The organism is Brachyspira hampsonii 30446, from assembly GCF_000316195.1.
In the GTDB taxonomy this organism is placed as follows: Bacteria; Spirochaetota; Brachyspiria; order Brachyspirales; family Brachyspiraceae; genus Brachyspira; species Brachyspira hampsonii_C.
Genome location: NZ_JH994110.1, coordinates 1,046,435 through 1,066,681, shown reverse-complemented (window position 1 = coordinate 1,066,681; position 20,247 = coordinate 1,046,435). Strand labels below are relative to the sequence as shown.

The window sequence follows — 20,247 nt, the reverse complement described above, 5'->3', positions numbered from 1 at the left end:
TAGTATTACTTTGAGCAGTATTGACTTTTTTATTTTTTTATTTATCATGTTAGATTATCAAAAAAACGCATTTTTTAAAAATTACATTTTTTGATAAAATTTTGATTTAAGGACTTTTTTAATTATGTGCGGAATAGTAGGATATATAGGCTACGATAACAAAGCATCAGATATACTAATGCATGGACTCACTTCTTTAGAATATAGAGGATATGATTCTGCAGGTATATCTATAGTTGATTCTAAAAATAATATTATAACATTCAAATCAGAAGGAAAGCTTGAAAATTTAAAAAACATTTTAAAAAACGAAAAAAATATAGAGTCAAATATAGGTATAGGTCATACAAGATGGGCTACACATGGAGCTCCTTCTGATATTAATGCACACCCGCATTTCACAGAAAGGCTTACATTAGTACATAATGGTATTATAGAAAATTATAAAGATATAAAAAATGACTTGATAAAAAAAGGATATAAATTTTTATCAGAAACAGATACTGAAGCTGCTGCCAATTTAATAGATTCATTATACGATGGAGATCCTTTAAATGCTATAAAAAAGGCTTTGGAGATTATAGAAGGCTCTTATGCATTCGCTATTATTTTTAAAGATGATGTAAATAAATTATATGCTGTTAGAAAATCTGCTCCTTTAATAGCGGCTTTAGGTGAAAATGAAAATTTTTTAGCTTCAGATATACCGGCAATATTAAAATATACTAATAAATATATTTTAATAGATGATGGGGATATAGCTGTTTTAGAAAAAAATAAAATAACTATATATGATGAAAACTTAAAAGAAAAAGATTATGAAATACTTGAGGCAAATTGGACTGTAGAACAGGCTGAAAAATGCGGATATGAACACTTTATGCTTAAAGAAATTAATGAACAGCCTAAAGCTCTTCTTGATACAATAGAACCTAGAATAGTGCATGGTATTCCCGATTTTAAGAGAGACGGAATTGAAGATGAAAGTTTTTGGACATTTTTTGACAGGGTCTATATAATAGGCTGCGGTACAGCGATGCATGCTGCCATGATAGGAAAAAGACTCATAGAAGATAATTGCAGAATACCTGTAGAATGCGAAATAGCTTCTGAGTTCAGATATAAAAATCCTATACTTACAGAGAAAACTCTATCAATATTTATATCGCAATCCGGAGAAACTGCTGATACTTTAGCCGCTTTAAATTTAGTTAAAGAAAAAGGATATAAAACTTTAGCTATAGTAAATGTTCATAGTTCATCTATAGCTAGAAATGCTGATTATGTTATATATACTTATGCAGGACCTGAAATATCTGTGGCTTCTACAAAAGCATATTCCGTACAGATGGCTATAATGTATTTAATAACTTTTAAAATAATATCAGCAAGAAAAATTAAAGATAATGATTATATAAAAACTCTTATAAAAAATTTACTTAACACCATTGATTCTGTGAATAAAGTTCTTACTATGAATGATGAAATAAAATCATTATGCTATGACTATAAAGAAGCTAACAGTATATTCTTTATAGGCAGGGATTTAGATTATTATCAGGTAATGGAAGGAGCTTTAAAAATGAAAGAGATTAGCTATATTCATTGCGAGGCTTATGCGGGAGGAGAACTCAAACATGGTGCTATATCGCTTATAACTGATAATACTCCTGTAATAGCATTGGCAATACAGGAAAAAATTCTTAGTAAAATGATAAGCAATACAAAAGAAGTAATATCAAGAGGTGCTAATGTTTTGCTTTTTGTTAAAGAAGGTATTGATATAGATAAAGACACTTACACAAAAATAGTATATCTTCCTAAAGTTGAGGATATGTTTATGCCTATAGTTTCCATTGTAGCATTACAGCTATTAGCTTATTATACATCTGTGATAAGAGGCTGCAATGTTGATAAGCCTAGAAATTTGGCAAAAAGTGTTACAGTTGAATAATATAAAATAAAAATATTTTGTTCAATATTTACTTAATCTCATCTATATTTTTTATCAAAATAGAGATTTTTATTTCTTTAAATAAATTATAATTGTATTTTTTTATTAATTGATTTATTATTAACATAATTATTAGAGTATTAAAACTATTATTTTATTATAAGGAAAATATTTTGAGAACTATAAGACTTGATATAGAAACCAGAGAAAAAAGTTTTTTATCTCCTGCTGCATCTTTTTCAGCTGACAGCAAAGGAACAGTATACCCTAGAGAAAAAGACGATATAAGAACTATTTATATGCAAGACAGAGACAGAATAGTACATAGCGAATATTTCAGACGCCTTAAAGATAAAGCACAGGTAATAATGCTTTCAGTTGGAGATTTCAGAACCAGACTCACTCATACTCTTGAAGTTATGCAAATAGCAAGAAGCATAGCAAGGGCTTTAAGACTCAATGAAGATTTAACAGAGGCTATTGCATTCGGACATGATCTGGGGCATTCTCCATTCGGACATGCAGGAGAGAAGGCTATATCAAAATATTTTAAAGGTTTTCATCATTCTTCGCATTCTTTAAGAGTAGTAGAACATTTAGAAAAAGGAAAAGGACTTAATTTAAGTTTTGAAGTACGAGATGGTATTATAAAGCATACTAAAGGAAAAAACGGAAAACTCATCGCAGACTCATCAGGTCCTTCAACCAATGAGGGTATGATAGTTAGAATATCTGATACTATAGCTTATGCCAATCATGATGTTGATGATGCTATAAGATACGGACTTCTTAAATATGAAGATTTACCTAAAGATATAGTTAAAATTCTTGGCACTACTTATGGTGAGAGAGCTGACACTATGATTATGGGTGTTATAGAAGCCAGCATGGAAAAAATGGAAATTGATATCGATGAAAAAGTATTAAAAGCCATAAACGATTTAAGAGCTTTTATGTTTAAAACTGTATATGAAAGCAAAGCAATACTTGAAGATGTAGAAAGAGTAAATAGAATAATATCAACAATATTTGAATACTTATTAAAGCATAAAGACATCATAGAAGAAGATACTTTATTCAAAAAAGCAGATATACCATACAATAGTGATGAAGAATTAGTAAAAGATTATGTTGCTCATCTTACGGATTCTGAGGCAATATCTTTGCATAAAAAAATTACTTATGGAAAATTTAATTATATATAAGCCTAAAAATAAAGAAGAATTAAAAAAATTAGATGATAATTAGAATATAAATCTATACAATATTGATACAAGTCTTATAAAAGATATGAGAGCTTTATCCAGAATCTTTTATATGTGGAGGCAGCATGGCAATAATAAAGCGAGCCAAAGCAGATGACAGCTTCAGCCGGCATCTTTTATATGCGGAGGCAGCATAGCAATAATAAAGCGAGCCAAAGCAGATGACAGCTTCAGCTGGAATCTTTTATATGCGGAGGCGAGCATAGCAATAATAAAGCAAGCCAAAGCAGATAACGGCTTCAGCTGGCATCTTTTATATGCGGAGGCGAGCATAGCAATAATAAAGCAAGCCAAAGCAGATGACAGCTTCAGCTGGAATCTTTTATATGCGGAGGCGAGCATAGCAATAATAAAGCAAGCCAAAGCAGATGACAGCTTCAGCTGGAATCTTTTATATGTGGAGGCAGCATAGCAATAATAAAGCGAGCCGAAGCAGATGACAGCTTCAGCTGGCATCTTTTATATGCGGAGGCGAGCATAGCAATAATAAAAAAAAATATTCAATAAATCTATTGTGTAAAAATGCAATTAATTATAATATTGTCAAGTCAAAAATAAAAATAAAGTTGGTTATAATAATATATGAATAATATTACAATATATGATAAGCCTAGAGAAGAATGCGGTGTATTTGGTATTTATTCCAAAGATATTAAGAAAGATATATTAAAAACTCTAAATTATGCCCTCTATTCATTACAGCATAGAGGTCAGGAAAGTGCTGGTATTACAATATCAAATTATAAACATTTGTTCACATATAAAGCTATGGGACTTGTATCTGATTTGTTTACAAGTAATATTCCTAAAGACACAGAAGGAAATATTGCTATAGGGCATGTAAGATACTCTACTACAGGAGCTAGCAAAATAGAAAATGCTCAGCCTCTTGAAAATCTATTCAGACTAGGTCAGATTTCAATCGCACATAATGGAAACTTAACTAATGCAGAAGAATTGAGATACAAATTAGAAGAAGAAGGAGCTACATTTAATGCTACTTCTGATACAGAGGTCATTATTAAACTTATAGCTAGAAAAACTGTAAGTAATTTTATAGAAGGTATAAAAGAAACTATAAATATTATAAAAGGAGCTTTTGCTCTTGTTATAGTTGTTGATGGAAAACTTATTGGGGTAAGAGATCCTCATGGAATAAGACCATTATGTTTGGGTACTAATGCTAATGGAGATTATTTTTTAGCTTCTGAATCTTGTGCTTTGGATGCGGTAGGTTCTAAATTTATAAGAGATATAGAAGCTGGAGAAATGGTTATAATAGATGAAGAAGGTGTAAAATCTTTCAAATATATTAAAGAGGAAGTTAAACATTATCCTTGTGCTTTTGAACATATATACTTTGCCCGTCCGGAAAGTAATATAGACGGCATCAATGTTTATAATGTAAGATTTCAAACAGGTGTATTGCTTGCTAAAAAAAATAAAGTAGATGCGGATATAGTTATAGGTGTTCAGGACTCAGGAACTATAGCGGCATTAGGATTTGCTACAGAGAGTAAAATTCCATACAGCATAGGTTTAGTAAAAAACAGATATATAGGAAGAACATTTATTATGCCTGAACAATCTTCAAGAGAAGAAACTGTTAAACTAAAATTCAATCCTTTAAAACACTTAATAAATGGAAAAAGAGTTATATTAATAGATGATTCTCTAGTGAGAGGAACAACAAGTAAAATATTGATAGATATTGTAAGGAGAGCCGGTGCTAAGGAGGTGCATTTCAGATCTGCCTCCCCTGTTATAAATAGTCCTTGTTATTACGGAGTAGATATATCTTCTAAAAAAGAACTCATAGGAGCTAAACTCTCTGTAGAAGAAATCAGAAAGGAAATTAATGCTGATACTTTGGAATATCTAACTATAGAAGATATGCTTGAAGCTTTAGAAAATCACAATTACTGCATAGGCTGTTTCACAGGAAAATATCCTACTGAAATACCGAATAAGCCTTCAGCTGATAAAACTTGCTGATATAATAGACTTGTTTTTAAACTATTTTACAAAATTAAGTATGAATTATTATATAAATATGCAGTCTTTTGCTTTACTACGAAATGAATATATGTGCTTCAAAGCCCAATTATAATAAAAAAATATTAAAATTAAAAAAATATAATTATCAGCAAATTGAGTTTTTAAACAAGTCTAATAAAAATATTTATCTAGTAATTGACTTTTTTATCAATAACTTTATTATATAATCATCAAAAGATATAATAAAGCTGAGGTTAGAAATTATTATGAAAGAAGTTTCTTATAAAATTTGTATGAATGAAGAAGAGTTAGTAAATGCTCTTATGTCAGATGATGATGTTATTTACATAGAACATAAACTTGGAAATAAAGTTTCTAACATAAAAAATACAGGTAAAATTGCATGGGGTGTTCTTATAGGCGGTGTTCTAGTTGCTGTTACTGCTATAGTATCATCAAAAAAATTTGGCAAAGATAAAGCATTAATAGCTTCCTCAATAGCAACTATCCCTTCTGCAGGAGTGGCAATTATATATATAGGGCTTCCATCTACTATATCATTAATACAAATGCTCATTCAGGCATATAAAAAAAATGACGGTATTAATGGTGCTAAGGATATAATATTAAAATTAAGAAACAATTATTATATAGCTGAAAATGACAGAGAAAAATTAACATTGAAAAAAACAGCCGATGAAAAAGTAAAAGAAGTAAAAATAACAGAAATAAAAGAACCAGAACAAAAATAAAATTCAATTAATAAACATAAAAAAGACTTTGCAGGATATAATCTCAAGCAAAGTCTTTTATTTTATATTAACACTATAAATTATAGGTTATTAAGTCTATTTAAAACTTCTATATAAGCCTCTTCAATAGATCCTAAATCTCTTCTGAATCTGTCTTTATCTAATTTTTTACCTGTTTCCTTATCCCAGAATCTGCAAGTATCAGGTGTTATTTCATCAGCGAGAAGTATTTCACCTTTTGAATTTTTACCGAATTCCACTTTGAAATCAACCAAAGTAATTCCTATTTTATCCAAAGCATCTTTTAATAGATTATTAACTTTTGCTGTTACTTCATAGATATATTTTAATTCATCATAAGTAGCTAGTTTCAAAGCAACAGCATGATGATCATTAATTAAAGGATCTCCGTATTCATCATTTTTGTAGCAAATTTCAAATATAGTATTAGGAGGAACTGTCCCTTCCTCTATACCAAGTCTTTTAGCCATAGATCCTGCTATTAAATTTCTTACAATTACTTCTAATGGGAATATTTTTACTTTTTGACAAAGCTGTTCTCTGTCATTTAATTTTTCTATAAAGTGAGTTTTTACTCCGTTCTTTTCAAGCATTTTAAAAAGCAATGAAGTAATCTCATTATTCATAACACCTTTATCTTTGATAGAACCTTTTTTTTCTCCATTAAAAGCAGTAGCATCATCTTTATAATACACAATTATTTCATCTGGATTATCAGTAGCATAAACTTTTTTAGCTTTACCTTCATATATCATTTCTTTTTTTTCTTTAGACATAGATAACTCCTATATAAGTAAAAACTTTTTTGTATTCCATATATTATATACTTTTTTTGAGAATTTTTCTATATAGTAATGTTATAAAATTATAAAATTATAAAATTAATTATATGTCAAATTCTATAGGCTTTTCATTATCAGAAATAAAATCTTCTTTCATTTTTTTTCTGTATTCAATTAATTTATTTTTTATATCATTATATTTTAAAGCAAGCATCTCAACAGCAAGCATTCCAGCATTATAAGAATTATTAATACCAACAGTTGCAACAGTTATAGGTTTAGGCATTTGAACTATAGAAAGTAAAGCGTCCATTCCGTCAAGATTGCTTGCACTTATAGGTACTCCTATTACAGGAAGAATTGTTTTTGATGCTATAACACCAGGCAAATGTGCAGCAAGTCCTGCCCCTGCTATGATTACTTCATATCCATTTTCTTCTATATGTTTTATAGTTTTTTCAAGATGTTCCGGTACTCTGTGAGCAGAAAGAACAAAGGCTTTGTATTCAATTGCAAATTCTTTTAAGCAAGAAGCAGCTCCTCTCATTTTATCAGTATCAGATCTGCTTCCAAATATTATAGCTACTTTCATGTTTTTCTCCTAATAAAAAATATATTATAAGTTTGATTAATTCTAATATAATAAATCAATTAATACAATAATGATAATATCTATTTTATTAAAAAAATTCCGATATTCTATAAAAATTAGAATATAGGTTTTAGTTATGCTTCAAAATATATCAATTAAAAATTTTAGAGGATTTGATAAACTAAAAATAAATAATTTAAATAAAATTAATCTATTAGTTGGTCAAAATAATTGCGGAAAAACAAGCATACTTGAAGCCATAGCTATAATATCAGGTATGCCTGACTGTTCAATAGCTTATCATATCAATTCTATAAGAAGAATAAATGAAAATTCAGAATTAAAAAATTTGTTTTATAATTTTGATTATAAAAATAACAGCATAGAATTTGATTATAAATTTGATGATATAAATCATAATTTAATTATATCGCCCATATTAAGAAAAGATATTTCATTTGAAAATAAAACTGATGAGCTTAACGAATTAGAATATAAACTTAATGTAGAATTAGAAAATAAAATAGAAGAATATAAATATATTTTTAGAAATGGAAGTATTAGAAAAACAATAAAAAAAATTGGTGCAAAAGAATACATTAATAATATATCAGAATTATATTTGTATAATGTTGTAGAATGCCGTGATTTATTGGATTCTCTTGCAAATATTATAAAAAACAAAGATGAAGAATTATTAATAAATTTGCTATCATTTTTCAATAAAAAGATAAAATCTATAAAAATAATAAAAAATGATATATATTTGGATATAGAAGAAATGAATGAACTAATACTGTTAAATCTTATGGGAGATGGGCTAAAAAAAATATTTGTCAATTATAATTCCTATGGTAGTAAACCAATATAATATGATATTAGTTGATGAGATAGAAAATGGTTTGCATCATAAAACTATTAAGCATTTATTAAGAAGTATATTAAATTTAAGTAAGAATAATAACAATATACAAATATTTTTTACGACTCATAGTTATGAAGTATTAAAATTTTTATCAGAAATATCAGATAAAGAATTTGATGATATGAAAGATATGATAAATATTATTAATATAGTTAATACGGAAAATAAAGGTTTTCAATCATATAATTATAGCATTGATGGAGTGAAAGAATTATTAGAAAATGATTCGGATATAAGGTATTAATTTATGGATAATAATAAAAAATATATGATACTTGTTGAAGGTATAGCTGATAAAAAATTCATAAAAGACTATATTAAATTTCAATATAAAATAGATACTGATATAAATGATAATATCATCATAGAAGAAAATGGAGGAAACAGTTTTAATGATTATAATATTAACAATATAAAAAAATATATTGATAATAATTATAAATTAGCTGTAATATTTGATGCTGATGATAATTTTGAAGAATCTAAAAATAATATAAAAAGAAATTTGAATATAGATGATAATAACATATTTTTATTTCCAAATAATAATTCTTTAGGTACTTTAGAAGATCTATTAAGCAATATCGCTGTTATAAAAGATATTATTAATTGTTTTGATGAATATACAAATTGTATAACTTCAATACCTGAAACTGTAAATCCAGCTAAAAAAGCAAAAATATATGCATATTTAGAATCTATAAAATCATATGATAAAAAAACAATAAAAGAAGATAAAAGAGATTATACTAATAACAATTTCTGGAATTTAAATGATGAATATTTAAATTCTTTAAAAGAGTTTTTTGACAGTATATAAATAATAATTTCATTTTTTTATAATATTATCAATAGATTTAGTATCCTTGCTTCCGCATTTAGGACATTTAGGTTTGTTTAAAATTGAAAATATAGTATTTCCTAAAATAGGCTTTTTAGATTTAGTAAAAATTTTACTGCATGAATTACATCTATACATAAAAGGCGGATTAAAGGGAAGCATCATAAACTCCTAAATTAATTTTGATATAATAGTATTATAGTATATATGCATGACAGTTTTTGACATGATATTAAAAAAATAATTTTATTTAATAAAAAATCATAATATTGATTCTATAAATTGTTTTGCAACTCTCGGACTTCTTCCGGCACTTCTTATAGCATAACTTTCAGCCTGTTTTATAAGTTCTTCTTTGTCAATTTTTATATTATTTTCTTTGGCATAAGATAGCACTATATCTACAAATAAATCTTTGTCTGGTCTTTGAAATGTTATTATTATACCAAAACGGTTAGTTAAACTCATTATCTGCTGAATAGTATCTTCTATATGTATATCATCGCCTTGTCTGTCATTAAAATTCTCTTTTATTAAGTGTCTGTAATTTGAAGTAGCATAAACAACAACATTTGAAGGGAAAGAGTTAACTCCGCCTTCAAGTATGGCTTTTAAATATGAAAAAGTATCATCATTATAAGAAAATGTTAAATCATCTATAAATATTATAAATTTAAGCGGACTTAAACTTAAATCTTCTATTATATCAGTTATGAATGATAATTGACTTTTCTTAACCTCTATAAGTCTTAATCCTTCATCTTTGAACATATTAGCTATTGCTTTTATAGTACTGCTTTTTCCAGTTCCCGCATCACCATAAAGAAGTATATTATTAGCCTTTTTACCCTCAAGAAGACTTTTAGTATTTGATATAACCTTGCTTCTCTCCCTTTCATAACCGTATAATTGTTTAATATCCTGCATATCCTTATGCTTTGCCGGTATAATATTTTTTTTGTCATCAAGAGTAAACATGTTATTATAAAAAAATATTCCATGACCTTTCTTAGGCATTTCTTCTATATGTTTTTTATATAATTCATAAAAATTTATTTTCTTTACTTCTAACTTTGATATTTGATTGGAATATCCCTCTGAAAATAATGTATTAAAATCAAGTGAAGATAAAACTTCAAAGAAATTTAATTCATTTTTTAGTGCATTTTTTAATGTATCATTTATATGTTCATTTCTTATATATTTATTTATATATATATTATTATCCTGGAATATTTGTTCTAATATATAATCGCCTATTGTATCGCTATATTTTAAAAGTTCATATAAAAAATCTGAATAATAATCTATCACTCTTATTTTGTCATTATCATTATAAATTTCCAAAAATTTTAATAACTTTTTTATAACTTTAGTTTTTATAATATTTCTGAATATTACTATATTAGAGAAACCGATTCTGATTTGTGTTATTTTATTATCCATTTATCATTATTCCGTAATTATTTTTTATAGTGATATATTTTAAGTTTATTATTAATAATATTCAAGCACTTTTTATGTAATTTTTTTTTAAATTTTATGTATAAAATGTAATTTTTTTGTTATATTTAATATATAATGTATAGTTTATATAGGAAAAATACTTAATTTTTTTAAATAAATAGTTAAGTAATTCCGAAATCATTATAAAAAATAAAAGCTTTACTGGAGATATTTTACTATGAAGATAAGGACTCGATTTATTATATTTGGCGTATATACTTTTGTCATGACTCTGCTTTTGATATATCTTCAGATTAGGATAGTAAGAAGTGTAACAGAATACAGCCGCATTTATCAGCATACTATAAAATCTTCTGCTATAGCAAGACAGTATCAGCAAAACTCAGCCTTTTTAACTCAGTTTGTAAGAAGTTATGTAGCTACAGGAGATGCTAAATATGAACAAGCTTATAATGACTGTATAGCTATATCAGGCGGTACAAAACCAACACCGATAAATTATGACAGAGGAATATACTGGTCTATTTATTTAGGAAGCGGTCAAAAGCCTTCTTATGATGGAGAAACTAAATCTTATTCAAATGTAATGAAAGATTTGAATTTCTCTAAAGAAATGTTTGATTATTTAACTCTATCAAAAAGCCGCTCAGAAGAATTAGTAAAATTAGAAGTTCAGGCTATGGAAATAATAAAAAGTATTCCTAGAAATCCAGACGGAAGCATACCTGATGAATATAAAGCAAGACAGTTAGAAGCTATAGAGCTTGTTAATGGAAAATCTTATGAACAAAGTGTTTCGCAAATAATGACTCCTATTAATCAGTTTTTTGATAAACTTGATTCTGATAATAATTTAAATTTACAAAATGCTGCAAAAGAAGTTAAAAAAGATACTATATTGTTTTTCATATTTTTATTTATAGTAGGATTTTCTGTTGTAATTTTCTTGGCTTCTTTAGGAAGAAAAATAGGAAAAAATTTGAGATTATGTGTTCATTTAGCTTCAGAAATATCTAACGGTAATTTAACTGTAAAAATAGATTCAAGCAAATACAGAGGCAATAGCGAATTTGATTCACTTCTAAGTAGTTTCGATAACATGATATCTCATTTAAGAGAAATTATTACAAGAGTTTTAGAAAGCTCAAGAGAGATTTCAGAGGCAGCTACAGAAATAGCTCATGGTAATACAGATTTGTCAAGCCGAACAGAAACTCAGGCTTCACATTTGGAAGAGACAGCTTCTTCTATGGAACAAATTGCCTCTACAATAAAATCATCTGCTGATAATTCTTTAAGAGGTAATCAGATGATGCAGGATTCTGAAAAATCAGTTCAGGAAGCCGGTGAAATAATTGAAGCTACAACTAATAATATTGAACTTGTATTTGAAGCAAGTAATAAAATTACAGACATAACTAAAATAATAGAAAATATAGCTTTCCAAACTAATATATTAGCACTTAATGCTGCCGTAGAAGCTGCCCGTGCTGGTGAACAGGGTAAAGGATTTGCGGTAGTAGCAAGCGAGGTAAGAAACTTAGCTCAAACTAGTCAGTCTTCTGTTAAAGATATTACTTCTTTAATTGCTGATTCTAATGATAAAATTAGAATAGCTACTGAAACAGCTAGAAAATCTAAAGAAATATTTATGGATATAGAACAAAAAATTGAAGATACTTCTAAGATTATGCAAGATATTAGTGCTATGGCAGTAGAACAGCAGGCTGGTGTAGATCAGGTAAATATGGCAGTTTCACAAATGGATCAGTCTACTCAGCAAAATGCTACTTTGGTAGAACAGGCTACAGCTTCTTCTGAGGCATTAATGGGACAGGCTAAAGAATTAGTTGATTTGATGCATTTCTTTAAAGTTTAATATTTATAAAATATATTTTATATAAACAATAACAGTGAACTATACTGTTATTGTTTTTTTATTATGTAAAAAATTAATATTAGTTTATTAAAATAAAACTTCAATATTTTAATAATAATTATATAGCATTTTAATCAATGATATTATATAATTATTATCATTATTTTATCAAATAAAAAAGAGCGGAGATATATCTATTATGACCTTTACAGACTTAATTATGACTTTAAATAAATTTTGGAGCGAAAACGGATGCATAATACAGCAGGGCTATGATTTAGAAGTAGGAGCAGGAACATTTAACCCAGCAACTGCATTAAGAGCATTAGGACCAGAGCCTTTTAGCGTAGCCTATGTAGAACCATCAAGAAGACCAACTGATGGAAGATACGGAGAAAATCCTAACAGACTTCAGCATTATTATCAGTACCAAGTTATAATGAAACCATCTCCAGAAAATATTCAGGATTTATACATACAAAGCTTAGAAGCATTGGGTATAAGTTTTAAAGATCATGACATAAGATTCGTTCATGATGACTGGGAATCCCCTACCCTTGGTGCTTGGGGATTAGGCTGGGAAGTTTGGCTTGATGGTATGGAAATAACTCAATTTACATATTTCCAAGCTGTAGGCGGAATCAACTTAAAACCTATTACAGGTGAAATTACTTACGGACTTGAAAGAATATGTATGTATTTGCAAAATATAGATAATGTTTATGACTTGGAATGGGGACATGGAATAAAATACGGAGATGTACATTTACAGGGAGAAAAAGAATTCTCTAAATATAATTTTGAAGTTGCTGATACTGATATGTATTTCAGACATTTCAAGGAATATGAAAATGAATGTGATAGATGCTTGGCTAATGGCTGCGTTCTTCCTGCTTATGACATGGTTATGAAAAGCTCCCATGTATTCAATATGCTTGATGCTAGAAATGCTATAAGTGTAACTGAAAGGGCTGGATACATAGCAAGAGTAAGAGAGCTTATGAAAAAAGTTTCCGCTGCTTATATAGAATCAAGAGAAAAATTAGGTTATCCATTAATAAAAAATAAATAAAGTTATTTTTTAAACTTATTAATTTAAAAGCTGTCATTTTATATAATGGCGGCTTTTTTATTTAAAAAATACTTAATTTTTTCATAATGATATTGACTTTATTTTTTAATTGTATATACTATTTATTAGTAATTAATACTATTAAGTAATTAAATAAAAAGGAGACTAATATTATGCCTAGTTTTGCAAATCCATTTAATGCAAATGTGAATAGAAAAGTAACTAAAGAAGAATTAATACAAGCTGTAAGACTTGATATTGCCGGAGAATTGGAAGCTATATATTTATATGATGCTCATGTTATGGCTACAGATGATCCTGTTGCAAAGGCAGTATTAGCCGATATAAGGGACGAAGAAAAAGCACATGTAGGAGAGCTTATGGCTTTGCTTAGACATTTAGATCCTAAGGAAGCAGAACATTTTGAATCCGGACAATTAGAGGTTAAAGAGATGATGGAAGAGCTTGGAATAAAAGAGCCTAATTTATCTGGACTTACAGTTGGAAGTTTGAAAAAAGACAATTAATAATAAAATTAAAGGAGGATATATATGGATTATTTAGCTAGAGAAAGTTCGCCTTTTGAAGAAAATTTTTGGCAGAATATAGATAAAGTTGTTGTAGAAACAGCAAGCAGAACACTTATAGGAAGAAGATTTTTATCTATTTACGGACCTCTTGGAGCAGGTGCTATAAGCGTTCAGTATGATAAAAGCGACAGAGAAGAAGTTTTTGAAGATGGTTTTGTAAAGACTTCAGGAAGAAAATCTGTTGAGCTTCCTCAGATTTATCAGGATTTTACTCTACTATGGAGAGATTTGGAAAATAATATTTCAAATAAACTTCCTTTAGATTTATCTATTGTATCTCAGGCAGCTCAGACACTTGCTAACAAAGAAGATAATTTAATATTCAATGGAAATGATTTTCTTGAATTAAAAGGAATACTCAATGCTGAAGGAGTACAAAAATTAAAAATCTCTGATTGGGGACAGGGTGAGAACCCTTATACTGATATAGTAAAAGCTATAAATATGATTAGAGAAAAAGGCATTGTAGGAAGATTTGTATTATGTTTAAGTCAATCATTATATTTTGATTTACAGAGAATACAGCAAGGCACAGGAATGACAGAGGCACAGAGAATATCCAGCATGATTGGAAATCTTTATAATGTACCTGTCATCAAAGGAAAGAAAGCAGCATTGATTTGTTCAGAGCCTCAGTATATGGATTTGGCTGTTGGAATAGATATGTCTACTGCATATTTAGAACAGAAAGATTTAAATCATAGTTTTAGAATAATGGAAACTATTATACCTAGGATAAAAGACTCTAATGCAATAGTTGTTTTAGAATAGTTTGATTTCATAATAACTCTTTAAAAATTATAAGCCTGCAGGTTATATAAAATCTGCAGGTTTATTTATATTTTATTATTCTCTCTATTATTACACCTATTAATATGGTTGATAAACCTAATATTATAAAAAATATCCAAGCATTCATTTTCAAATAGAAATATTCAAAATATCTTATATAAAGATTAAGAATAATAAAAAATATTGAATATCCCACTATTAAAGAATTTTTTAATTTATAGCCTATTACAAAAATAATTATATCTATAAATAAAAATAATAAACTATATATTAACAATTCAGATGAACCGTATTCAAATATTATAGGATCTGCATTATTTCCAAATATTGACATTATTGAAAGTATCATATTTAAATATAATATTCCAACCGTGTAATATATGATTGAAAAATTAGAATATCTATCTCCGATTTTTTTATTGATATCAGTTATTCCTATTAAAAACATTAATATGCTTGTTATAATAAATCTTATATAATTATTAAGTGTGAAATCAATTCCAGATATATCAAAACCTTCAAAACCATACCAAGTTATTAAACCTATTATCGCAATAGATAATACAGCATAGTTTTTCTTTATATATGCTATTATAAAAAATAATATTATACTTATAAGAGATAATAAAATAAAATTATCTTTATTATGAGTGATAATGTATGATAAAGTAAAAATAAATGCTGATAAAAATATAGAAGAAATGGCTATTATTGCAGAAGAAGTTTTTGGTAAGTAAATATCTTTTCTTTTAAGTATTTCATCAATTATAAATCCTAATAAAAAAAGAAAAGCAAATAAAAATGCTATAAAATAAAGAGAAAAAATATAGAAACTTATAAAAGCAATAAATCCAATAGCAACCATTATAATACCTGTTATCATTATAGCTTTTATAATAGGCTGCCAATCTATATAATTATCTCTATACATTTTAGATAATATTTCAAACTGTTCATTAGTTATAATATTATCTTTATTCCACTTTTTTAGCTCTTTAAGTAAAAATCTGTTTTTGCTTCCCATGATATTTAATAGTCTTTGAATATTTGTGTTTTTATAAATTTCATATTATCCAATGTATATCTAGTATAATCATTATCATTATGATTCATAGTTCTTAAAGCTTTCATATATTTAATAAAATTTATAAAAGTATTCATCAAATTTAAAGGAACAATATTTTCGATATCAAGTTTTATATTATCATTAACACTGTCAGCATTTTCTAATATTATCAAATTGCAAAATTCATCTTTATGTTTGAAAAAATTATCCAAATCATTATTTTCCAAATATGAAATGAGTTCATTTAATTTATCAGATATTAATTGTAAATCTTTACTGCTCATATATATAATTAAATATTATAATCAAATAATTGCAATAGCTAAATATAAATATTTGTATAACATTTCAATAAATGTAATTAAATTTTACATTTATTGAGTTTTTATATATATTTAGAAAAGACTATGTATAATATGTATTATTATATCTATTAAAACCTATATTTTATGTAAATTTTTTGTAAATTACATGTAAACTATATTGACAAAATCTGTATTTAGGCTATACTTATAATTGTAAAGATAATTTACATGTGATAAAAAATAAAAATAAAAACAAAAGGAGATTTACTATGACTAAAAAATTATTCGCTTTATTAATAACTTTAACTATAATTTCTACTTCAAGTGCTTTTGCTGATTGGGTAGTACCAGCTTCTTCGCTTCCTCAAAATGCTAGAAGTTTTATACAGCAAATTTATCCAAATACACAAATATGGAAAGTAGAGAGAGATGACGGAAAATTTGAGGTAAAATTATCTAACGGTGCTAAAATAGACTTCTTATACAATGGTGATTGGCATAGCATAGACGGTGAGTATAATGCTGTACCTTTCAAAGCTTTACCTGCTAATATAGCAAACACTATAAGAAATACTTATCCTCAGGCTGCTGTGATAGATGTTGAAAAAGAATGGGGAAATTACAAAGTAAAACTAAATAACTTTATGGAATTGTTCATATCAAGCAATGGTCAGTTAATGGGACAGAAATTCGATGACTGATAAATACTGATTAAATACAAATATTTATTTATAGAAAGATAATAAACTAAATAAAAAGAGGGCTAAAAAATAGCTCTCTTTTTTATATTCTTATAAATTTTATTACTAACAAAAAAATAAATTATTTATTTTCAGGTTTTAAAGAAGCCTTTAAATTAGAGAAAAACTCCTCTTCATTCATAGCCATTTCTTCAGGCAAATTCTCGCTCATTTCCTCTAAAAATACAGAAGGCGTGCATTCAATTTTTCTTCCCATCTTAGTTCTGCTTCTGCAGTATGTAAGCGTTAAATGCTTTTTAGCCCTAGTCATAGCAACATAACAAAGTCTTCTCTCCTCTTCCAATCCATTTTCATCTAAACTTTTCTGATGAGGCATAATACCGTCCTCCATTCCGCATATATAAACATAAGGAAACTCAAGTCCTTTAGCAGCATGTATACTCATAAGCATAATACCTTTCTTTTTATCCTCCTCATCATTTTGCTCCTCTATGCTCATAAGTAAAATTCTATCTAAATAATTTTTTAAAGTAGCATTTTTATTAGACTTTTCATATTCAAGTATGCCGTTCATTAGAGATTCTACATTCTCAATTTTCTTAGCACCCTGCTCTTTTGTATCGCTTGAATTTAAAATCTCATTATGATAAGCAATAACATCTAAAAACTTATTTATGTTCTCATATAGTTTAGGACGCTCTAAATCATTTTTATCAACAGTAAATAAATTATGATAATGCTCTATAACTTCAAGAAAATCTTTTATACCTGCTTTAGCCTTAGGAGAAATTTCTTCCATACTCTCATAATTGAGTAATGTCTCATATAGTGAAACTCCATTTTTTATACTAGCTTCATTAAGATTATTTATAGCAACCGCCCCTATTCCCCTTTTAGGTATATTTATAACCCTAAGCAGAGAAACTTCATCTTCAGGATTAACAAATAAATTAAGATAGGCTAATATATCTTTAATCTCCTTTCTTTCATAAAATTGAAAAGCTCCGACAACCGTATATGGAAGTCCTCTAAGTCTGAAAGCCTCTTCAAAAAGTCTTGACTGAGCATTCATTCTAAAAAGTACAGCAAAATCTTCATAATTTAATCTTTTGCTTATAGAATAATTTATTATAGAATCAGCAACAAACTGAGCTTCCTCCCTCTCATCTTCGCAAGGCATTATAGTAGGAGGTATTCCTTCCTCACCTTCTGCTACAACCTTTTTATCCTTTCTTTGTGTATTATTGCTTATTACGGAATGTGCTGCCTCAAGTATTGCTTTTGTACTTCTATAATTTCTCGTAAGCGTTACTATTTTAGCATCCGGATACTCATTTTCAAAAGAAAGTATATTTGATACATCAGCACCTCTGAATGCATATATACTTTGATCATCATCTCCTACAACGGCAATATTTCTATATTTTGAAGCAAGCAAAGTTGTAAGTTTGTATTGTGCAAAATTAGTATCCTGATATTCATCTACCATTATATATCTGAATCTCTCCTGATATTTATCAAGAACTTCCGGAAACTCTATATATAAATCTATTGTAAGATTAATAAGATCATTAAAATCAACGGCATTATATCCTTTTAAATAGCTTTGATAAACTTCATAGACTCTCTTAGCAATTTTTTCTAAATCATCATGAGGCTCTACCTCATAAGGCTTCATCAAATTATTTTTAAATCTGTCAATATACCAAGCAAATAAGTTTTCATCATAATTAAGAGTATTAATCTTTATTTCTCTTAAAATATTTCGTATTAAAGTTCTGCTGTCAGATGAAGAATATATACTAAAATTATTTTTATACCCTAATTTATCAATATCGCCTTTCAGCACTCTCACACAAAATGAATGAAATGTACTTACAACTAATTGTTTTGGTTTTTCTTTTAATAATTTTGTTATACGCTCACGCATTTCAGCGGCTGCTTTATTAGTAAAAGTAACTGCAAGTATCTGACTAGGAAGCACTCCATGTTTTATTAAGTATGCTATTCTCTCTGTAATAACTCTAGTCTTTCCAGATCCTGCTCCAGCCAATGCAAGTAAAGGTCCGTCAATATGTTCTACTGCTTGTCTTTGTTCTTCATTTAACATTAATGCCATAGTTAAAATACCTCTCATTTTGAAAAGCTATTATATATTATATTTAAATAATGTAAAATTTATAATTAATATATTTTTATATAGTTAAATATTAATAAATTAAAACTTTAGATATTGATTTTTATTGTTTAATATTTATAATATGTAAAAATATTAGGAGAAATATCATAATGAGAAATATTATATTATCACTTATTTTTTTAATATTATCACTATTTATAATAGGATGCGGAAATGAAGCAACGAATCCTACTACACAAACACTGAAAGAATATTCAGCCATTGGTATATCCTCTTATTATATTGATAAGGGATTAAAATTTTTTAGTGTAGATGGTAAAGCTTATACCCTTAATTTTAACAATGGAGGAATAACAGGATTAGCTAAATCAAATGATTCCAGCCCTGTAAATTTTGATAGATCAACTATATATAGCAGACAAGTAGATGGAGAATATATTTATAAGGATTCAAGAATATATATTATATACGGAAATGGTTATGAAGGCACTATAATATTACCATATAATACATCTTCTATAGGACATGTAAGAATTATTAATAGTTCTGATAATACATTAGCAATAGAAGGTTTAATAGGAGTAGACCGTACTGAAAGAAAAATAATAAATCAAGTTCAAGGAAGTTGGACAGGAAAATCTGGAAGCGATAGTGTTACATTAACTATTGATGCTGATTTTGTTACTATGCTCATAGGAACTGAAACATATAAGATACCTGGAAATTTTTTCCTATCATCTACTACTGCAGATAATAATACTGAACATAAAATATATGGAAATTATTATACATTAACTACTATATCTACTGTTAATGGAGGAGTTAATCAATATAAAGTTTTATTTGATAGCTTTCATACTGTCTATGATGTTTTAATAGAAAATAATAAAGTAAAAGGCTTAGAACGTTATTATTCATCTGATACCACGCTTGAAGTTACCCTAACTAAACAGTAACTCAATAATTATTTAATTTGTATATATTACTGTGCTGGTATATCCTGCACAGTTTTTTATATTTAAAATCATACTAATATAAAAAATTCATATATATTTTTATATATTAATAAAAAGTAAAAAAATTATATAAGTAATGAAAAACATTA

General features: G+C 27.3%; 21 protein-coding genes. 13 read left to right on the top strand and 8 right to left on the bottom strand.

The genetic code is table 11. From position 1 onward, the window contains the following. The first annotated feature begins 124 nt into the window (after window positions 1-124). Window positions 125-1,954 (top strand): glutamine--fructose-6-phosphate transaminase (isomerizing), encoded by a 1,830-nt coding sequence (gene glmS / locus A966_RS04750; RefSeq protein WP_008723077.1) that lies wholly within the window; start codon window positions 125-127, stop codon window positions 1,952-1,954. 173 nt (window positions 1,955-2,127) lie between these two features. Then, on the top strand, window positions 2,128-3,159 hold the full coding sequence (locus A966_RS04745) for a deoxyguanosinetriphosphate triphosphohydrolase (protein ID WP_008723076.1): 1,032 nt from the start codon (window positions 2,128-2,130) through the stop codon (window positions 3,157-3,159). Between the two features lie 162 nt (window positions 3,160-3,321). Here the strand turns inward: A966_RS04745 and A966_RS13415 are convergent, their stop codons facing one another. Then, the gene (locus A966_RS13415; protein WP_141709346.1) at window positions 3,322-3,582 is read right to left on the bottom strand and encodes a hypothetical protein; all 261 of its coding nucleotides are present in this window, start codon (window positions 3,580-3,582) and stop codon (window positions 3,322-3,324) included. Between the two features lie 219 nt (window positions 3,583-3,801). On the opposite strand from A966_RS13415, the gene purF reads away from it, so the two are divergent. Both purF and A966_RS04735 read left to right on the top strand, forming a co-directional pair. Then, entirely contained in the window at window positions 3,802-5,214 is a 1,413-nt protein-coding gene (gene purF, locus A966_RS04740) for an amidophosphoribosyltransferase (RefSeq protein ID WP_008723075.1), read from the top strand. A 269-nt stretch (window positions 5,215-5,483) separates the two neighbouring features. After that, a complete protein-coding gene (locus tag A966_RS04735; RefSeq protein ID WP_008723074.1) occupies window positions 5,484-5,969 on the top strand; it encodes a hypothetical protein in 486 nt (161 codons plus the stop codon). An 80-nt stretch (window positions 5,970-6,049) separates the two neighbouring features. Here A966_RS04735 and purC read toward each other — a convergent pair whose 3' ends face one another. Then, complete coding sequence (gene purC, locus A966_RS04730) at window positions 6,050-6,766, bottom strand: phosphoribosylaminoimidazolesuccinocarboxamide synthase (protein ID WP_008723073.1); 717 nt, start codon at window positions 6,764-6,766, stop codon at window positions 6,050-6,052. A gap of 109 nt (window positions 6,767-6,875) precedes the next feature. Beyond that, window positions 6,876-7,364: a 5-(carboxyamino)imidazole ribonucleotide mutase gene (gene purE / locus A966_RS04725; protein ID WP_008723072.1), complete on the bottom strand. Its 489-nt coding sequence runs from the start codon at window positions 7,362-7,364 to the stop codon at window positions 6,876-6,878. Window positions 7,365-7,500: 136 nt separating this feature from the next. Between purE and A966_RS04720 the strand changes: the two genes are divergently transcribed. Genes A966_RS04720 through A966_RS04715 form a run of 3 tightly spaced genes read left to right on the top strand, consistent with a single transcriptional unit; the run spans window position 7,501 to window position 9,109 of the window. After that, window positions 7,501-8,235 carry an AAA family ATPase gene (locus A966_RS04720; RefSeq protein WP_232817746.1) on the top strand — a complete coding sequence of 245 codons (735 nt, stop codon included), beginning with the start codon at window positions 7,501-7,503 and terminating at the stop codon, window positions 8,233-8,235. Further along, a complete protein-coding gene (locus A966_RS13745; RefSeq protein WP_232817745.1) occupies window positions 8,216-8,533 on the top strand; it encodes an AAA family ATPase in 318 nt (105 codons plus the stop codon). Before A966_RS04720 ends, A966_RS13745 begins: the two co-directional genes overlap by 20 nt. A gap of 3 nt (window positions 8,534-8,536) precedes the next feature. Beyond that, the gene (locus A966_RS04715) at window positions 8,537-9,109 is read left to right on the top strand and encodes a DUF3226 domain-containing protein (RefSeq protein ID WP_008723071.1); all 573 of its coding nucleotides are present in this window, start codon (window positions 8,537-8,539) and stop codon (window positions 9,107-9,109) included. Between the two features lie 9 nt (window positions 9,110-9,118). Here the strand turns inward: A966_RS04715 and A966_RS13410 are convergent, their stop codons facing one another. Together A966_RS13410 and A966_RS04710 are read right to left on the bottom strand one after the other, a co-directional pair. Further along, window positions 9,119-9,295: a zinc ribbon domain-containing protein gene (locus tag A966_RS13410; RefSeq protein WP_232817744.1), complete on the bottom strand. Its 177-nt coding sequence runs from the start codon at window positions 9,293-9,295 to the stop codon at window positions 9,119-9,121. Between the two features lie 96 nt (window positions 9,296-9,391). After that, complete coding sequence (locus A966_RS04710) at window positions 9,392-10,576, bottom strand: ATP-binding protein (RefSeq protein ID WP_008723069.1); 1,185 nt, start codon at window positions 10,574-10,576, stop codon at window positions 9,392-9,394. 238 nt (window positions 10,577-10,814) lie between these two features. On the opposite strand from A966_RS04710, the gene A966_RS04705 reads away from it, so the two are divergent. The 4 genes from A966_RS04705 (at window position 10,815) to A966_RS04690 (ending at window position 14,909) form a co-directional block, all read left to right on the top strand. Continuing rightward, a complete protein-coding gene (locus A966_RS04705) occupies window positions 10,815-12,476 on the top strand; it encodes a methyl-accepting chemotaxis protein (protein ID WP_039955468.1) in 1,662 nt (553 codons plus the stop codon). A gap of 199 nt (window positions 12,477-12,675) precedes the next feature. Then, entirely contained in the window at window positions 12,676-13,548 is an 873-nt protein-coding gene (locus tag A966_RS04700; RefSeq protein ID WP_008723067.1) for a glycine--tRNA ligase subunit alpha, read from the top strand. 173 nt (window positions 13,549-13,721) lie between these two features. Next, complete coding sequence (locus A966_RS04695) at window positions 13,722-14,075, top strand: demethoxyubiquinone hydroxylase family protein (protein ID WP_008723066.1); 354 nt, start codon at window positions 13,722-13,724, stop codon at window positions 14,073-14,075. A gap of 24 nt (window positions 14,076-14,099) precedes the next feature. Beyond that, complete coding sequence (locus A966_RS04690; protein WP_008723064.1) at window positions 14,100-14,909, top strand: family 1 encapsulin nanocompartment shell protein; 810 nt, start codon at window positions 14,100-14,102, stop codon at window positions 14,907-14,909. Between the two features lie 61 nt (window positions 14,910-14,970). On the opposite strand, the gene A966_RS04685 is transcribed toward A966_RS04690, so the two are convergent. Both A966_RS04685 and A966_RS04680 read right to left on the bottom strand, forming a co-directional pair. Next, window positions 14,971-15,954: a DUF2157 domain-containing protein gene (locus tag A966_RS04685; RefSeq protein WP_008723062.1), complete on the bottom strand. Its 984-nt coding sequence runs from the start codon at window positions 15,952-15,954 to the stop codon at window positions 14,971-14,973. Window positions 15,955-15,959: 5 nt separating this feature from the next. Then, a complete protein-coding gene (locus tag A966_RS04680) occupies window positions 15,960-16,280 on the bottom strand; it encodes a hypothetical protein (RefSeq protein WP_008723060.1) in 321 nt (106 codons plus the stop codon). A 290-nt stretch (window positions 16,281-16,570) separates the two neighbouring features. Here A966_RS04680 and A966_RS04675 point away from each other — a divergent pair, with 290 nt between their 5' ends. After that, complete coding sequence (locus A966_RS04675; protein WP_008723058.1) at window positions 16,571-17,002, top strand: PepSY-like domain-containing protein; 432 nt, start codon at window positions 16,571-16,573, stop codon at window positions 17,000-17,002. Between the two features lie 121 nt (window positions 17,003-17,123). Here the strand turns inward: A966_RS04675 and A966_RS04670 are convergent, their stop codons facing one another. Further along, window positions 17,124-19,121 (bottom strand): ATP-dependent helicase, encoded by a 1,998-nt coding sequence (locus tag A966_RS04670; RefSeq protein WP_008723056.1) that lies wholly within the window; start codon window positions 19,119-19,121, stop codon window positions 17,124-17,126. A 170-nt stretch (window positions 19,122-19,291) separates the two neighbouring features. On the opposite strand from A966_RS04670, the gene A966_RS04665 reads away from it, so the two are divergent. Next, window positions 19,292-20,098, top strand: coding sequence for a hypothetical protein (locus tag A966_RS04665; RefSeq protein ID WP_008723054.1), 807 nt, complete (start codon window positions 19,292-19,294; stop codon window positions 20,096-20,098). The last annotated feature ends 149 nt before the right edge of the window (window positions 20,099-20,247 follow it).

What these genes read in the sequence shown, in the direction of transcription:
- A966_RS04735 (WP_008723074.1), top strand. Translation starts at nt 5,484, where the DNA reads ATGAAAGAAGTTTCTTATAAAATTTGTATGAATGAAGAAGAGTTAGTA.
- glmS (WP_008723077.1), top strand. Translation starts at nt 125, where the DNA reads ATGTGCGGAATAGTAGGATATATAGGCTACGATAACAAAGCATCAGAT.
- purC (WP_008723073.1), bottom strand. Translation starts at nt 6,766, where the DNA reads ATGTCTAAAGAAAAAAAAGAAATGATATATGAAGGTAAAGCTAAAAAA.
- purE (WP_008723072.1), bottom strand. Translation starts at nt 7,364, where the DNA reads ATGAAAGTAGCTATAATATTTGGAAGCAGATCTGATACTGATAAAATG.
- A966_RS04685 (WP_008723062.1), bottom strand. Translation starts at nt 15,954, where the DNA reads ATGGGAAGCAAAAACAGATTTTTACTTAAAGAGCTAAAAAAGTGGAAT.
- A966_RS04715 (WP_008723071.1), top strand. Translation starts at nt 8,537, where the DNA reads ATGGATAATAATAAAAAATATATGATACTTGTTGAAGGTATAGCTGAT.
- A966_RS04665 (WP_008723054.1), top strand. Translation starts at nt 19,292, where the DNA reads ATGAGAAATATTATATTATCACTTATTTTTTTAATATTATCACTATTT.
- A966_RS04700 (WP_008723067.1), top strand. Translation starts at nt 12,676, where the DNA reads ATGACCTTTACAGACTTAATTATGACTTTAAATAAATTTTGGAGCGAA.
- A966_RS04710 (WP_008723069.1), bottom strand. Translation starts at nt 10,576, where the DNA reads ATGGATAATAAAATAACACAAATCAGAATCGGTTTCTCTAATATAGTA.
- A966_RS04680 (WP_008723060.1), bottom strand. Translation starts at nt 16,280, where the DNA reads ATGAGCAGTAAAGATTTACAATTAATATCTGATAAATTAAATGAACTC.
- A966_RS04695 (WP_008723066.1), top strand. Translation starts at nt 13,722, where the DNA reads ATGCCTAGTTTTGCAAATCCATTTAATGCAAATGTGAATAGAAAAGTA.
- purF (WP_008723075.1), top strand. Translation starts at nt 3,802, where the DNA reads ATGAATAATATTACAATATATGATAAGCCTAGAGAAGAATGCGGTGTA.
- A966_RS13410 (WP_232817744.1), bottom strand. Translation starts at nt 9,295, where the DNA reads ATGATGCTTCCCTTTAATCCGCCTTTTATGTATAGATGTAATTCATGC.
- A966_RS04690 (WP_008723064.1), top strand. Translation starts at nt 14,100, where the DNA reads ATGGATTATTTAGCTAGAGAAAGTTCGCCTTTTGAAGAAAATTTTTGG.
- A966_RS04675 (WP_008723058.1), top strand. Translation starts at nt 16,571, where the DNA reads ATGACTAAAAAATTATTCGCTTTATTAATAACTTTAACTATAATTTCT.
- A966_RS13745 (WP_232817745.1), top strand. Translation starts at nt 8,216, where the DNA reads ATGGTAGTAAACCAATATAATATGATATTAGTTGATGAGATAGAAAAT.
- A966_RS04705 (WP_039955468.1), top strand. Translation starts at nt 10,815, where the DNA reads ATGAAGATAAGGACTCGATTTATTATATTTGGCGTATATACTTTTGTC.
- A966_RS04720 (WP_232817746.1), top strand. Translation starts at nt 7,501, where the DNA reads ATGCTTCAAAATATATCAATTAAAAATTTTAGAGGATTTGATAAACTA.
- A966_RS04670 (WP_008723056.1), bottom strand. Translation starts at nt 19,121, where the DNA reads ATGGCATTAATGTTAAATGAAGAACAAAGACAAGCAGTAGAACATATT.